The 15901-nt window shown below is 37.8% G+C and carries 13 protein-coding genes and 1 pseudogene; 11 read left to right on the top strand and 3 right to left on the bottom strand.

Going from position 1 to position 15901, the window contains the following annotated elements; translation table 11 throughout:
- Positions 1-5: 5 nt before the first annotated feature.
- Complete coding sequence (gene bioB, locus PB1_RS10490; RefSeq protein WP_004436337.1) at positions 6-1004, bottom strand: biotin synthase BioB; 999 nt, start codon at positions 1002-1004, stop codon at positions 6-8.
- Between the two features lie 398 nt (positions 1005-1402).
- Here bioB and glsA point away from each other — a divergent pair, with 398 nt between their 5' ends.
- The 5 genes from glsA to PB1_RS10465 all read left to right on the top strand — a co-directional run bounded on the left by glsA (position 1403) and on the right by PB1_RS10465 (position 5911).
- Complete coding sequence (glsA, locus tag PB1_RS10485) at positions 1403-2332, top strand: glutaminase A (RefSeq protein ID WP_004436336.1); 930 nt, start codon at positions 1403-1405, stop codon at positions 2330-2332.
- Positions 2333-2385: 53 nt separating this feature from the next.
- Positions 2386-3870 (top strand): alkaline phosphatase family protein, encoded by a 1485-nt coding sequence (locus PB1_RS10480; protein ID WP_004436334.1) that lies wholly within the window; start codon positions 2386-2388, stop codon positions 3868-3870.
- A gap of 249 nt (positions 3871-4119) precedes the next feature.
- The gene (locus PB1_RS10475; protein WP_004436332.1) at positions 4120-4689 is read left to right on the top strand and encodes a YkoP family protein; all 570 of its coding nucleotides are present in this window, start codon (positions 4120-4122) and stop codon (positions 4687-4689) included.
- 141 nt (positions 4690-4830) lie between these two features.
- A complete protein-coding gene (locus PB1_RS10470; protein ID WP_004436327.1) occupies positions 4831-5124 on the top strand; it encodes a hypothetical protein in 294 nt (97 codons plus the stop codon).
- Between the two features lie 151 nt (positions 5125-5275).
- Complete coding sequence (locus PB1_RS10465) at positions 5276-5911, top strand: spore coat protein (protein ID WP_004436325.1); 636 nt, start codon at positions 5276-5278, stop codon at positions 5909-5911.
- 160 nt (positions 5912-6071) lie between these two features.
- Here the strand turns inward: PB1_RS10465 and PB1_RS10460 are convergent, their stop codons facing one another.
- Complete coding sequence (locus PB1_RS10460) at positions 6072-7418, bottom strand: APC family permease (protein ID WP_034645262.1); 1347 nt, start codon at positions 7416-7418, stop codon at positions 6072-6074.
- A gap of 384 nt (positions 7419-7802) precedes the next feature.
- Between PB1_RS10460 and PB1_RS10455 the strand changes: the two genes are divergently transcribed.
- The 6 genes and pseudogenes from PB1_RS10455 to PB1_RS17005 all read left to right on the top strand — a co-directional run bounded on the left by PB1_RS10455 (position 7803) and on the right by PB1_RS17005 (position 14765).
- Positions 7803-9209, top strand: coding sequence for a branched-chain amino acid transporter BcaP (locus tag PB1_RS10455; RefSeq protein WP_004436322.1), 1407 nt, complete (start codon positions 7803-7805; stop codon positions 9207-9209).
- A gap of 197 nt (positions 9210-9406) precedes the next feature.
- Positions 9407-10834 (top strand): adenosylmethionine--8-amino-7-oxononanoate transaminase, encoded by a 1428-nt coding sequence (gene bioA / locus PB1_RS10450; RefSeq protein WP_174269862.1) that lies wholly within the window; start codon positions 9407-9409, stop codon positions 10832-10834.
- 299 nt (positions 10835-11133) lie between these two features.
- The gene (locus tag PB1_RS10445) at positions 11134-11589 is read left to right on the top strand and encodes an SRPBCC family protein (RefSeq protein WP_004436319.1); all 456 of its coding nucleotides are present in this window, start codon (positions 11134-11136) and stop codon (positions 11587-11589) included.
- A 365-nt stretch (positions 11590-11954) separates the two neighbouring features.
- Positions 11955-13352: an amino acid permease gene (locus tag PB1_RS10440; protein ID WP_004436317.1), complete on the top strand. Its 1398-nt coding sequence runs from the start codon at positions 11955-11957 to the stop codon at positions 13350-13352.
- A 220-nt stretch (positions 13353-13572) separates the two neighbouring features.
- Positions 13573-14480, top strand: a pseudogene (locus PB1_RS10435) (AEC family transporter).
- 30 nt (positions 14481-14510) lie between these two features.
- Complete coding sequence (locus tag PB1_RS17005) at positions 14511-14765, top strand: DMT family transporter (protein WP_081485617.1); 255 nt, start codon at positions 14511-14513, stop codon at positions 14763-14765.
- A gap of 149 nt (positions 14766-14914) precedes the next feature.
- Here PB1_RS17005 and PB1_RS10430 read toward each other — a convergent pair whose 3' ends face one another.
- Positions 14915-15499, bottom strand: coding sequence for a beta-class carbonic anhydrase (locus PB1_RS10430; protein ID WP_004436313.1), 585 nt, complete (start codon positions 15497-15499; stop codon positions 14915-14917).
- Between the last annotated feature and the right edge of the window lie 402 nt (positions 15500-15901).

Below are 15901 nucleotides of genomic sequence, written 5' to 3'. Positions count from 1 at the left end.
TTCATTCACGAAACTGCACTAACTTCTTCTTTAACGAAATCAATCTCAAACCCGAGATCTTTGAGCATCTGGTGATCTTCAGTGCTTTCTTGTCCTGCAGTGGTCAAGTAGTTTCCGACAAATATAGAGTTAGCAGGGTATAAACCTAGCGGTTGAAGACTTCGAAGGTTCACTTCTCTTCCTCCTGAAATGCGTATTTCTTTAGTTGGGTTAATGAAACGCATGAGGCAAAGAACTTTCAGGCAATATCTAGGATTAAGTTCGTCAACACCTTCCAGCGGCGTTCCGGGTATTGCGTGAAGGAAGTTAACAGGTATTGAGTCAGCATCTAATGCTTTTAAGCTTCTTGCCATATCAATAACGTCCTGCTTTGTCTCTTTCATCCCGATAATGACACCGGAACAAGGGGAGATACCCGCTTCTTTTATAAGCTGCACGGTATTGACTCTGTCCTGGTATGTATGGGAAGTCGTGATCGCTTCGTGGTGGTTTTCAGAAGTGTTGATATTATGGTTGTAGCGGTCCACACCGGCTTCTTTCAATTTTTTTGCTTGCTCGGGCTTTAACAATCCAAGACAGGCGCAAATTTTTAGATTATATTTTTCTTTAATTTCCTTTACGGCAGATACGACGTGGTCAACCTCTCTATTGCTCGGACCTCTTCCGCTGGCCACAATACAATATGTCCCGACATTGAGTTGATGTGCCTGCTGAGCACCTTTTAAAATGGATTCTTTGTCAATCATTGGATATTTCTCAATTTGAGCTGTTGAAACACTGGACTGGGAACAATAACCGCAATTTTCCGGGCAAAGACCGGATTTCGCGTTAATAATCATATTTAATTTTACCTTGTTGCCATAGTAATGATGACGGATTGTATAAGCGCTTTGAAGCAATTCAAGGAGTTCTTCATCAGGACAGTTTAAAATAGATAAAGCTTCATCATCAGTTATTTCACGTCCATCTAGAACACTTAATGCAAGTTGTTTCCAATTTCCCATTCTTTTTACCCCCTATTGAGCAACATTTTACATTTATAAAGGCAAGATCTCATTTGTGTAGACGCCATAAAACCAGTACCTGCAAACACAATGTATTCGTTTGGAGGCGGTACGTCCATCCACATCCATACAAGTGTATGTAAATCCGACTGAGGCAAATAAGTAGATATTATCCAGCTTATTTTAAACAATTCATTAACGTCTTGTATTTACAATGTTATATAAATAAAGAATAATAGAACATCAACATTAATGTCAACCGATTTTTAATATTTGTTTACATATAAATCAACGTAATAAATCGAATGGTTTTATGATGATTACTCCGGATTGTTTTTGCTCACACTAGCTAATAAATGAAAAGTGACTCATTTTTAGAATTTAAGTTGGTGATAAAAATGCCTTGTCAATCGAGTGAAAAGTTAAACGAAGTCGTGCTGGAAGCAAAGAAATATACGAAACACGGAAAGGTCGCTGATTATATCCCTGCTCTAAAAAAAGCAAGCCCGCATGATTTATCTGCAGCCATTTTTCATCCTGACGGAACATGTATATCTGCAGGTGATATTCAGCAAAAATTTACATTGCAAAGTATTTCGAAAGTGTTAACTCTTGCTTTAGCACTAATCGATTGCGGAGAAGAATTGGTTTTTAGAAAGGTAGGGTACGAACCTACGGGAGATCCTTTTAATTCCATTGTTAAGCTTGAAACAAATAACCCTTCCAAGCCGTTAAATCCGATGATTAATGCAGGGGCATTAGCGGTTACTCATATGATTAAGGGACATTCGATCGAGGACCGATTTAAACGGATTCTTACATTCGTTCAGGAATTGGCAGGCAATTCAAATGTTACTTATTCAAAGGAAGTGGCCAAGTCGGAGTTTGAAACTTCCTTTCTTAACCGTTCTTTATGCTATTTTATGAAGCAGCACGGAATCATTAATGAGGATGTGGAAGAGCTTCTGGACCTTTATACAAAGCAATGCGCGATTGAAATGGATTGTTTGGACTTGGCCAGAATAGGCATCGTATTCGCCATGGATGGGGTTGAACCGATTACAAACAAAAGAATCATGCCTGTTGAAGTAGCAAGAATTTGCAAAACTTTTATGGTTACATGCGGTATGTATAACGCTTCAGGGGAGTTTGCCGTCAGGGTTGGAATACCGGCAAAAAGCGGAGTTTCAGGCGGCATCTTGGGAGCGGTTCCCCATCGTTTTGGGCTAGGAATATTTGGACCTGCTCTCGATGAAAAAGGAAACAGTATCGCAGGACTTAAATTATTGGAGATCTTATCTTCGAGGCATTCGTTGAGTATATTTTAACTGAACTTTTTTAAATAATAAAAATAAAACCAAAATAGAAGGGAGCAAATCAATTGGCATTAAGCAATTATGCAGCAGAAGAAATAAAAAAACGCGTGATTCTTCTTTTAATAGATTCTCTAATGACAACACCTTTGCAGAATGCTGTTAGGAGGGGACAGGCTAAAACATTTCAGTATTTTATGGAAAACGGGCACTTTTATCCAGATGTGGTTAGTCCGTTTCCGACCATGTCAGTAAATGTTGATAGCACCCTGTTGACCGGGGTTTATTGTGATAAGCATAAAATCCCTGGATTGGTTTGGTACCATCAAGATGAAAAACGATTGATTAATTATGGAAGCCATATTAGAGAATTAATGAAGCTTGGTTTAAACCAGTCAATGAACGATATTTTATATAATTTGAACAACGTCCATTTAGGTAATAAGTTTAAAACCATTCATGAAGAACTTGCCATGACTGATAAAAAATCAGCTTCAATAAATACACTTATTTATAGGGGAAGTACAAATCAGTCATTAAAAATTCCACGCCTGCTGTCTTGGTTAACTGTAATTCCAAGAGAGATAGAAGTAAAGGCTCCTTTCTTATTTTCACATGGGGCACTGCATAAAATGAACCCTTTTAACGGTACACACCACTTTTGGAGAAAATACGGATTCCATAACACTTTTTCCGTAAAGGAACTCACTTACTTAATTCAAGAAGACAGGCTACCTGATTTTTCGATTGTATATTTTCCGGATGGAGATAAAAGTGTACATAAAAACGGGCCGTTGGATACGAAAGCAATAATAAAAGCGGATCAAAAACTTGCAATGATCTTAGACAGTTTCCCCTCACGGGAAGACGCTTTAAAAGGGAATATATGGGTCATCATGGGTGATAACGGACAAGCAAGGATTGGCGCTGATCGGAATGAAGCGCTCATTGATCTAAGGGAAGTCTTAAACGAGTATAAAATTGTCAAATTAAGAAAGGGAGTTACACCAAATGATCAGATCGTTTTAGGTGTTAATGAGCGAATGGCATTTGTCTATTCTCTTGATGCAAATCGTTTGGCTCTTAATCAGATTGCAAAAACTTTGCAAAAGGACAGAAGAATTGATTTGATTGGATGGAAAGAAGGAGAAGACATTCATGTTATTTCAGGCGAACAGGACGGAAAACTTATTTTTCATCCGGGTGGAGAATACATTGATGAATACGGACAAACATGGAGTTTAGAAGGAAAAATAGAGATTCTGGATCTGCAAATAAAAGATAAAAGAATTTCCTTTGGAAATTTCCCTGATGGTCTTTCAAGGTTTTACAGCTCGTTTTTTTCACATAAAGGAGATTATCTTGTCATAACAGCAAAACCGGGATATGAACTTATAGGAGAAGGGTCGCCGACTCATGTCGGCGGAGCCAGCCACGGAGCTTTGCATAAAGACGATTCATTAGTCCCTATGATTGTGACAGGAACAGATTCCGCCCCAAAGCATTTACGAATAAAAGATGTAAAAGAATGGGTACTTTCAATAATAAAATAATTTATATAAACCAATTGCAAACAAAAAATGGGGGCTGTCTCAAAAGCCTAAGGGTCAGACCCTTATGAGACAGCCCCATTTTTTCACACCTTAAAAGAATTATTCTGTTTAAAGTATTCGTCAATAGATTTACATCCATTTTATATTTCACCATAAAATACCAATAACCTTTTTCATATTTCTATTTTTAAAATTGTAACGGTTTAAACATCATATTGTTGAAGTGAAATGAAAGGAGATTAAATCGATATGGGGATACGTCTTTCCATTTTATCTATATGGAAAATTGTAGATCCTATTTATTTTTTATTTACCCGACTTCAATATATCGAGTCTTCCGCCAATAAAAAAGCAATATTTAGAGTTCGATTAACAAAATATAAAGGAAAAGATGTTATCCTTTCGGATGGAACGACGATTTGTAAAAATGACGTACTATTAAAAATCCATATCCATAACGTTAAATTATTGAGTGAACTACTTAGAATGGAGAATCATGTAATCAGGGCAAGATACCTTTACAAAATGGTCTTAAATTCAATGCCGCTTCTGGCTGAATATATTCATAATCATCCAGAAGAGCAAAAAATAAAAGGGGTTATTGGAATAACAATGATAAACAAAGGGGTCAGACAATTAGGATTTGAATGCTTTTCTCCACAAAACATTTTTTACAAAATATGCAAAAAAACTTCACTGCTGCCAATCTTTTTCCTTTCAACCTCTTCTTTCAGTTTTAGCAACGTTAAAAAACATCATTTGGTTTATCTAATGATGTCAAAAGAAAAGCTGTTGAAGAAATATCGTAAAGCAACTTAATGATATTGAAAGAAAAGCATTTAAAAATTATTTTTAATCAAAACATTGCCAGCATAATTAAAGTTATTAAAGTTAAAAATAAAATTTGGAAAGTGAAAAATAATTTTGCTTTCTGAATTTTTATTAAGGAAGTGAATCAATTTGAATAACTGGATCACAATGCTTTTTTCAGGCAGAAGACAGCCTCTATTCAATATGTTTGGCAGAAGAAGGAACAATAGAGGGATGATGTGGGCTTCCTTATTAGGCCTGGGGGTTGGTGCAGTTGCCTATGGGTTAAGAAGAAATCAAAATATTAATAAGATGCAGCCGTTTCAAAACTTAATGAGTAATTTTCGCTTTCGAAAATCTGCCCAAATGCCCAATATAGGTGGATTAACTGAGCTTTCAAAGGAAATAATTCCTAACAAAAATCCACTTCCAAAAAATAAATAGTTTTTCGAGGCTGTCTCAAAAGCCCAAGGGTCAGACCCTTATGAGACAGCCTCTTAAAATGTATCTTTTTTTTGACATGTAAGCATAAATCACAATGAAATTAAACATAATAACAACGTATGTTTTACTAAAAAAGGAGGAGTGATTTCAAGTGGTAAATCAACAAGGCCAAATGCATCAAAATATGCAAACAGGTAATATTCCGCAGCAACTGAATCATGGAGGGCATGAAGTTTTTGATGTACATGAAGTTTTATCTGGATCAATTGGCACTCTGAACACATATACGTTATTGCGCCAATTTGTAAAAGACCAGGAATTGGCTGATATTATGGATCGCCAATATCGTTTTTTGCAAGAGGAGTACAACATAACATTAGAATGTTTTAAAACTGGAAGAGATCCTTCTAAACCGACACAAAGCTATAAAATGAAGCAAGGGAATGATTTCGTATACGGGTTAAAGCCTTCCCAGCCAAAAAAACCGATTCAATCCGTTTCCGAAGTAAATGAAGAAATCGTTTCAGGTTTATTGCTGGGAGCCTTAAAATCGATGGCTTCTATGAAGACATTGGCTGCACTTGAAACAACGAATCCAGTTGTTCGGAGAGTGCTGGCTGACTCAGTGCCAAACTGTATAGAGATGGCATATGAAGTTAACATATATCAGAACAAACATCATTACTATCAAGTACCACAACTTGCCCAACAAGACATGCAGCAAATGTTAAACTCCTACGCACCTGCCCAAGGTCAGCCGCAGGTCCAAAATAATATGACTCATTAAAATTGCAAAGAGGCTGTCTGAAAAGCCCAAGGGTCAGACCCCATAACACAATATATAGGACATAATTTTGGATAAATGTGCTATATATTGATAAATGCGCATGGGGTCAGACCCTTATGAGACAGCCTCTTTTCTTATTTTTAATTTGTTCACATTCGTATCAACTGGCTTTTGCTATTGTTTTAGCTTGAGCTTTTGACTTTGCTTTCCAATAAATTGGCAGTCCGAGTAAAGTAATACACAAGGATATTAACGCATCCAATGGACTATTTAACAATGCACTTCCCACAATGTAAATCGCACCAAGAATCGCAATTATTGGTGTAATGGGATAAAAAGGCACTTTATATAAATGATTATTATCTTTATTATTTTTGCGCAGAAGGAAAACAGCATAAAAGGCTAAACCATAAAATGTAAAGACCGAAGAAATGGCAATATCAGAAAGACGGTCAGGGTTTCCTAAAGTCATCATTAATATTGCAATGAACATTTGGAGAATTGTTGCTCCAACAGGTGTCTTAAATTTTGGATGTATCCAAGATATTGATCTCGAACCGGGAAGCAACCGGTCTTCAGCCATCGCGAAAGGAATTCTCGGAAAGGTAAGTACTTTCCCGTTTAGACAACCGAAAATGGATATAAGAATACCTATTGTTAAGAGTTTTCCACTTATATCTCCAAATAGCTTAGTTGCTGCAGCCTCTGCAGCATTAGGTCCAAGTTCGACAATTTGAGCTGCCGGCAATACATGAAGCATGGCAATGTTTACAGATAAATAAGCAATGATTACAACCATGATTCCTGAGATAATAGATCTTGGAAGTGTTTTCGAAGGGTTTTTCATCTCACCCGCCATATATCCAACATTCATCCAGCCGTCATAAGCCCAAAGGGTTGCCAAAACTGCAGCACCCATGCTTATTTCATGGGAAATTCCACTTTCCATATTAAGAACAGGAGAATCACCTTGCCAAATTCCTAATAATGCTATAAGAACGATAGGTATAAGCTTCCCGATCGTAGATAAACCTTGAATAAAACCCCCAAACTGGGTTCCTAATATGTTTAATATACCAAGGAAAACAACAGTAATAATGCCGATGATTATTTTACTGCTTTCTGCAAGGCCAAAAAATCCAGCGAGCAGTGAGCCAAAGTATAATCCAAGAGCTCCAATTACAGCAGGGCCATAGATGATGGTTTGTACCCATCCGCACAAAAACCCCCAAAGTCTCCCGTATACTTCTTCTAAATAAGCATATAAACCGCCTGTTTTAGGAATTTTGACACTGACTTCCGCAATCGTCAATCCGCTTGCCAAAGTAATAATACCGCCAATGATCCAAGCTAAGATAGCCATAGTAGAATTTCCGGTCGAATCCAGTACGATTCCAGGTTTCATAAAAATTCCCGAACCGATAACCGTACCAATAACTATCGAGGTTGAGACAAAAAACCCGAGATTTTTCTTTAGATTGATTTGTTTTTCCACGATGATGTCCATCTCCTATGCACAAGTGTATTTAGGGAAGTTATTCGAATTATAACACAGAAATTTTACAGATATATTTTTTCAGAAAAATTTTATTATTTTCTTCTAAATGATTTGTTGATTAAACTTTCTTTATCTTGTGGATAACGTCTTCATTTTTTGAGGTTTACTAAAGGAACTGATGGGGAGTTTAAAACTAAATCGGGCAAGTAAAAACGCCAGATAAATATAAAAAATCGACAAATTTGCGAAAAATAAATGTCATTAACAAAAATAAAGTCTTTAAAGAAAATTTGTATCTGAAAAACTTTTACCTTTACAAATAATTAATATACACTTAAAATAGTTTTGTTATTTCGATAAATTTCGACATCATGAATTTTTCGGGAGGTTTCCATGGATTTATTTCGTAAAAAACCAATCGGCGGTGAATTTTCAAATAATTCACTAAAAAGAGCGTTGGGTGCTCTGGATCTTACAATGCTGGGTGTCGGAGCGATCATAGGTACGGGTATATTCGTTCTGACAGGAGTAGCCGCAGCAAAATATGCCGGTCCAGCCTTGATTATTTCATTTATTATTGCGGGACTGGCCTGCGCTTTTGCTGCATTATGTTATTCAGAATTTGCATCTATGATCCCTGAATCAGGGAGTGCATATACGTATAGCTATGTTGCATTTGGAGAGATATTTGCTTGGATTTTAGGCTGGGACTTGGTTCTTGAATATGGTCTTGCCGCTTCAGCGGTCGCTAGTGGATGGTCCGGATATTTTAAAGCTTTATTATCAGGATTTGGGATTCATATCCCAACCGCTTTATCTAGTGCATACGATCCTGCGAAAGGCACATTGATTGACTTGCCTGCTATCATCATAGTACTTTTAGTAACTTTTCTTCTTTCTAGGGGAGTGAAAGAATCTGTTAAGTTTAATTCCTTAATGGTAATTGTGAAAATTGCAGTCGTACTTCTTTTTATAATCATAGGGGTTTGGTACGTTAAACCAACTAATTGGACTCCATTCATGCCTTTTGGATTTTCAGGTGTAGTTACCGGTGCTGCCGTAGTTATTTTTGCATACTTTGGTTTTGACGCGGTATCTACAGCAGCTGAAGAAGTGAAAAATCCTCAGCGCAATCTTCCAATCGGCATTATTTCAGCATTAATGATTTGTACGATTCTGTATATTGTCGTATCTTTAATTCTCACAGGGATTGTGCCTTATCAGTTGCTTAACGTGAAAGATCCAGTAGCATTTGCGTTGCAGTTTATTCATCAAGATTGGGCAGCCGGATTTATTTCTCTTGGAGCAATTGTTGGAATAACAACTGTTCTAATCGTAATGATGTTCGGTCAAACGCGTTTGTTCTATTCGATTAGCAGAGACGGACTTCTTCCAAAGACTTTGTCTTCTGTTCATCCGAAATCACAAGTTCCGGTCGCAAGTACAAAGATGACAGCTCTCTTGGTTTCGATTTTTGCCGGTTGCGTTCCCCTTGACAAATTAGCTGAATTGACGAATATAGGCACATTATTTGCTTTCGCAACTGTTTCGTTAGGAGTTGCTGTACTGCGTAAAACTAAACCCGATCTAAAACGCGGTTTTAGAACGCCATTAGTTCCTTTTATTCCTGCTGCAGCAGTGATTTTATGCGTTTATCTTATGCTTCAGCTTTCCGTCTTTACTTGGATGGGATTCCTTGTTTGGCTGGCAATAGGTCTTATAATTTACTTTACCTATGGTTATAGAAACAGTAAATTAAATCTCCATCAACAAACTAAAGAAAAATTTAGTTGGAATTGATTGTTCTTATATCCCTTCATAAGAGTGTAGCAGCTGCAATGCTCTTGTCAGGGGATTTTTTTACATGAAAAAATAAGTTAAAGGGTTTTGAGATCAAGGCTTCAACACAACTTTTGCTAGAAGCGGTGGAATAGGAAAAGTTTCATCAACTAAAGATTTTAATTTGTGAAGTTTGTAATCTTTTGATATCATTTTTATTGTTAACTTATATTATTTTATGGTTAACAATAAAAGGAATGAAATCAGGAGTGATTACTTCTATGACAGGTGAAATGCTTAGTTACGATGAACTGGCCGAAAAAAATAAGCGATATTTGTGGCACCCTTTTACACAGATGAAAGAGTATATAGAGGACAATCCAGTCATCATTGCCAGCGGAGAAGGCCGGAAGCTTCGCGATGTCCAAGGCAACGAGTATTGGGATGGTGTATCTTCCATTTGGCTTAATGTACATGGTCACCGTGTACCGGAGTTAGATCAGGCAATCCGGGATCAATTGGATAAAATTGCTCATTCTACTTTGCTTGGGATGGCAAATATACCGGCCATTCTTTTAGCGGAGAAGCTCATTCAACTGATGCCTCCGGGTTTGGCTAAAGTATTTTATTCTGATTCTGGTGCAACCGCCGTCGAGATTTCCATTAAAATGGCCTTTCAATATTGGCAGCATAAAGGACGGCCTGAAAAACAGCGATTTATCACAATGAAGGAAGCTTATCATGGGGACACCATCGGCGCCGTATCAGTTGGAGCAATCGATATTTATCATAAAGCATACTCTAATCTGCTTTTCAACTCGATAAAAGTTCCTTATCCATATGTATACCGGTCTCCAATTGAAGGAAATGAACAAGAGCAAACGAAATTTTTCCTAACCGAATTAGAAAAAACACTCGAAAACCATCATCATGAAGTTGCGGCATTGATCATCGAACCGATCGTTCAAGGAGCAAGTGGAATCATTGTCATGCCGGAAGGTTACTTGCGCGGTGTGCGTGAATTATGTTCGAAATACAATGTTTTAATGATCGCTGATGAAGTTGCAACAGGATTCGGACGTACAGGCCGCTTATTCGCATGCAACCATGAGGAAGTTACACCAGATATTTTGACAGCGGGAAAAGGCCTTACAGGCGGTTATCTTCCGGTAGCCATCACGGTAACAACAGACGATATATATGAAGCTTTTCTCGGAAACTATGAAGAGTTAAAGACGTTCTTCCACGGCCATAGCTACACCGGAAACCAACTAGGTTGTGCAGCAGCCATTGCGAATATTGATTTAATAGAAAAAAAGAATCTCATTCACGAAGTAGAACGGAATTCCCAATACATCGCTAATCGCTTACAAGAATTTCTTCAACTACGCCATGTCGGTGATATTCGACAAAAAGGATTTATGATTGGACTTGAGCTTGTCGTAAATCGCAATACAAAGGAACCTTATAAATGGTCCGATCGGATAGGAGTCCAGGTGTGCAGACGAGCCAGGGAGTTAGGAATGCTGATTCGCCCCCTTGGAAACGTTGTTGTATTCATGCCGCCGCTTGCTTCAACCGTAGAGGAGTTAGACTTCATGCTGGATATTCTGTACCAATCGATCAAAGAGGTCACGGAAAAATAATATTTTATCAAAAACTTGAACAATTTAAAGAAAGAATTGTTAGAATTAAACCCGCATTTAGAATCGGCATCAATTTTATCCTGTAGGGAGAGCATGAATCCATTATTCAAAGTGAGAAAACCTATCATCTACGAGCTAAATAATGGCTCTTTAATAGCGGATTCAAACTTTCGCACCATAAAAAGATGTTGTACCGTTTTTTAACAAAAAACTACCCTCTCAAAATAATAGTACTAAGGGACAAGTCTATACACATATTTTGTTATTGAATGCTTTAACCAAAGAGAGGGGAATAACCAATGCCAAATGGTGAACATTTTATAGACATCCTGGTGCCAATTCAAGATGTTTGGGATTTTGTAAGTCGATTGGATAAATGGGCTCCGCTAGTGCCGGGATACATTAGCCATGAAATCCTGAATGACCGCCAGTCAACGTGGACGTTTGTAGGCGACCTCGGAATCATGAAAAAAGAGATTAGTATGAAAGTCGACATTACGAATTGGAAGGAGCCAACTGAAGTAGTGTTTGATTTAACAGGTTTAAATGAGAACTTCATTGGAGGCGGATTTTTCAAAGCAGAAGCACTTAGTGCAAATCTCACGAGGATGACCGGCTGCCTGGATATTACAGCGAAAGGATTGAAAGGACCAGTGGCAAACGGGCTTCTCAAATCTTATATCCCACAAACAGCGAAAGAGTTAACAGAAGCCGTAGCAGAAAAAATAGCAGCAAATAAGAAAGTGAAAGCTTGATTGGGCTGTCTCAAAAGCATAAGGGTCAGACCCCATAACACAATTTATAGGACATAATATTGGATAAATGTGCTATATATTGATAAACGAACATGGGGTCAGACCTTTATGAGACAGCCTCAATTTCCTTTTAAGTTGAAGAACAAACATTTTTATTAAATTTATAAAATGGACCGGTTCAAAATTTCGCCGGTCTTTTCTTTTTGTTCATTTTATTCTGTAAAATATATGTTCCAAGTTCAATTTGGATTTTTATGCATAATATTGGATGTTTATTCTACTTTTGCAACACGAAACATTATGCTAAAATAATCTTAACTTTTTTTTCTTTCAGATTTTAAACGCTTACAATGAGGAGGACATCTATGAGTGCTTTTTTCAGAAGAAAATCGATTGATCTTTTGCAACGAGAAGGTGCCAAGAACACCGGGTTAAAACGAGTATTAGGATTATGGCAACTTACCGCGATTGGTTTAGGTGGTATTATTGGTGTAGGTATCTTCGTATTGACTGGCGTTGCCGCTGCTGAACATTCGGGCCCTGCTGTAACCTTATCATTCATTATTGCCGGACTGGCTAGTGCAGCAGCAGCGCTGTGTTATGCTGAATTTGCCGGTTTAATACCCGTCGCAGGAAGCGCTTACACATATAGTTATGCAGTACTGGGAGAATTAGCAGCCTGGCTCATTGGATGGGATTTATTACTTGAATATACATTAGTTGTCGCGGTTGTAGCCATTGGGTGGTCTGGCTACATGCAAGAAATACTCCAACAGATTGGAATACATATTCCTGTATGGGCACAAGGTGCTCCGGGTACTGGAGCTGGTCACAAAGTTGACTTGATTGCAATGATAGTCAGTCTTGCCATTGCTGGGTTGCTTTACGTAGGTATCGAATGGGGTTCTAAATTTAATAACCTAATGGTTTTCATTAAGTTAAGTATTATTTTAGTAGTGATTGCTGCAGGAAGTTTTTATGTTGATACAGCTAACTGGCATCCTTTTATGCCTTTTGGTTTTGATGGTGTAATGAGCGGGGCAGCCCTCGTATTTTTTGCAGTATTTGGCTATGACACCTTGACAACAGCGGCAGAAGAGGCGAAAAATCCGCAGCGCGACCTGCCGAGAGCCGTCGTAATATCTTTGCTAATCGCGTTATGCTTGTATGTCGGGATGTCTCTCGTTATAACAGGTATGGCACCGTATCATACACTCAATAATGCTGCGCCAGTAGCCAAAGTATTTAGTGATGTCGGCTTGAACTGGATCACTTTGATCATATCTGCTGCTGCTATTGCAGGTATTCTGTCTGTATTATTTTCTTTTATGCTTGCTGGGTCACGCATATGGTTTGCCATGAGCCGCGACGGTTTATTGCCAAAATGGTTTATGAAGGTTCACCATAAATATAAAACACCATATCGTCCAACCTTGATTATTGGAGTTATCACCGCTATTGTTTCAGGGGTTACCCCTATAAGCGAAGTAGCGGAACTAGTTAACATCGGAACTCTGTCGGCGTTTATCTTAATTTGTTCATCCATCATCGTGCTCCGAGTGAAACGGCCAGAACTCAAAAGAACCTTTAAAACACCATTTGTTCCGGTAATACCTTTGATTGGAATTGGTTTTTCAATCTACCTGATTATCAGTTTGCCTCAAATTACTTGGATTCGTTTTTTCGTTTGGATGATTCTCGGTTTTGTTATTTATGTATTATACGGTAAAAGAAAGAGCAACTTAGCGAATAATGATCATTAAGATATATACCCAATTCTTTTTTGCAGGGGAGCCAAACGGCTCTCCATTGTATTAATATAAATTAGCTTGTAATTAAAGTTAAGACAGAAAAATTCATGAAAATATTTTTCTTCAAAATACAATCTATCTCGTTAAGTATTGTCTGTGATATAATTTGACTATGAAAATCTTTCGAATCACTAAATTTTAAAAAGAAAAAAATGTGATTGGATGATACTGAATGGAATTTTTCACAGTCTTAATTCCAATTTTTTTATTTTTGGAATCGGATTTGTCGGTCAAAAAGTCATGGGATTTGATATAAAGCCGCTATCCAGAATGGCAATCTATTTAATGACACCTTTTCTGGCCTTTCGGATTTTTTATGAAATTGAATTTAACTTAGATTATGTCATAATGACTTTTTATACTATAGCGCTAGCCTTTATCTTAATTGGGATTATCTACATAATTGCCCGGATCAGAGGGTACTCAAATAAAAAAACATGTGGAATGATTTTAGCGTCTGCCTTTATGAATAACGGAAATTACGGGACACCTTTGATTTTGTTTGCTTTTGGAGAAGCAGGAATGAAATACGCTGTCATCCTCATGGTCATCCAGCAGCTCCTCATGTGTACTGTTGGAGTTTATTATGCTGCAAAGGGTGCTTCTGAAAGTGCAAGCATAAAAACAGCAATAAACGAGGTTATCAGGGTTCCGATAGTTTACGGAGCTTTAATAGGTATCATCTTTCATCTATTTCATGTACGGTTAGATGAAACAGTTATGGATGCAGTAAGTATGGTCGGAAACGCCGCGATCCCTACCATTATGATTATTCTCGGCATGCAATTAGCCAAAATATCAGTAAAACAATTGTCAAAAGGCCCGCTGACATTGTCTCTTTTCTTAAGGCTGATTTTGTCGCCCGCTATCGCCTGGGTTTTCACACTTTTCTTGCCGGTAGATGATTTATTAAAACAAATCATGATCGTCCTCGCCGCCATGCCATCTGCAGCCAATACTACCATGTACGCTGTACAATACGGGACGGAGCCTGAATTTGTTTCCAGTGCAACGTTGATTAGTACATTATTAAGCTTGATTACCTTGCCCTTTATATTGTATGGGGTTTCATTTTTATAGATTCTAAAGATTGGTATTGTGAAATAGAATCTGCCTATTTCAATTCTAATTTTGTTCTATGTAGGAATTTTAGCTTCAATTGTTGCTTTCCTTTCATGGAATTCAGGCGTATCGATCGTGGGTGCAGCAAAATCAGGCATTTTTCTAAACTTGCTCCCTGTTTTCGCAACCTTATTTGCAACAACGTTTACAAAAGAATCATTGTTGTGGTATCAATTTGTCGGCGGCTGCATTGTCATTATTGGTGTATTACTGTCTTCAAAAACATCTCCCAAAGTTGAATAACATATTTTTCTCTTTGAAAGCCAATCGTAATATCAATGTATCAAGGCAAAGGGTCTGACCCCTATGAGTCAGCCCCTTATCAGTGAATAAATTAGCATAATTCAAGAGCACGGTTTCGATTTTTGCAGACAAATTAAATGAATGAAAGTTCAGATGGCTGCCCGCCCAATTCGGTTAGCTTCAGGCACTTCAATCAGACGACCGCTTTTCACATCGTAAATAAAACCGTAGATCGCAATGTTTTTTGGAACAAGAGGATGGGAACGAATCCGTTCAACATCATCGATAACACTCTGTTCAAGATTGTTGATCGTCAAGAATTCAATGTATTCTCCAGCTCTAGAACCCGGCCCTTTTCCAACATCTCGCCATTTTTCCCCATTGAATTCGGCTGTTTCCAAACTGTTGGCAAGCAAATCGCGGATCACTTCATTGGTAAACGTCTCCATCCCGCAATCGGTATGATGAATAAGGAACCATTCCCGAGTTCCCAGCAACTTATAAGATATTATTAGGGAACGAATCGCATCGTCGCTTGCCCGGCCTCCGGCATTTCGGATCACATGAGCATCACCTTCCGCAAGTCCGGCGAATTTGGCAGGATCGAGGCGCGCGTCCATGCAGGTCAAAATCGCAAATCGACGCTTCGGCGGCATCGCAAGATTCCCTTTATCCCCGAAATCAGCAGAATATGTTTCATTTGCATCCAACACTTCATTCAAAATTTCACTCATTAAACGTCACCCTTTCTAAAATTTATATAAATCTTATCGGTTAACTAGGATTATAATATGCAGTTATTCTAGCGTCAATTAAAATGCAATTATTTTTTCTGTATTATGCAATTGATTACTCTTTTTTTCCTGAACGATCGGAAATGGGTGAAACCTTAATAGAAGCCAGTTTGGCAAAACATATTATTTAGTAACAATACGATCAAAAGAATGGTATTACTATGAGGATAGCAGAAGGATGCTTAAAAAATTTATAAACATTCATAATGACTTCTGTAAAAAATTAAAAAGCGATTTTTGATGACAACAGAAGATGCAGTTTATAGGTCAATAGTTGCATGAATAGTTTGTTCATAATTCAACGCATACTATGAGAGATAAACATCAGCACTTATGATGCTT

This window comes from Bacillus methanolicus PB1 (genome assembly GCF_000262755.1).
Taxonomy (GTDB): Bacteria; Bacillota; Bacilli; order Bacillales; family Cytobacillaceae; genus Bacillus_Z; species Bacillus_Z methanolicus.
This window is presented reverse-complemented; position numbering and strand designations above follow the sequence as displayed.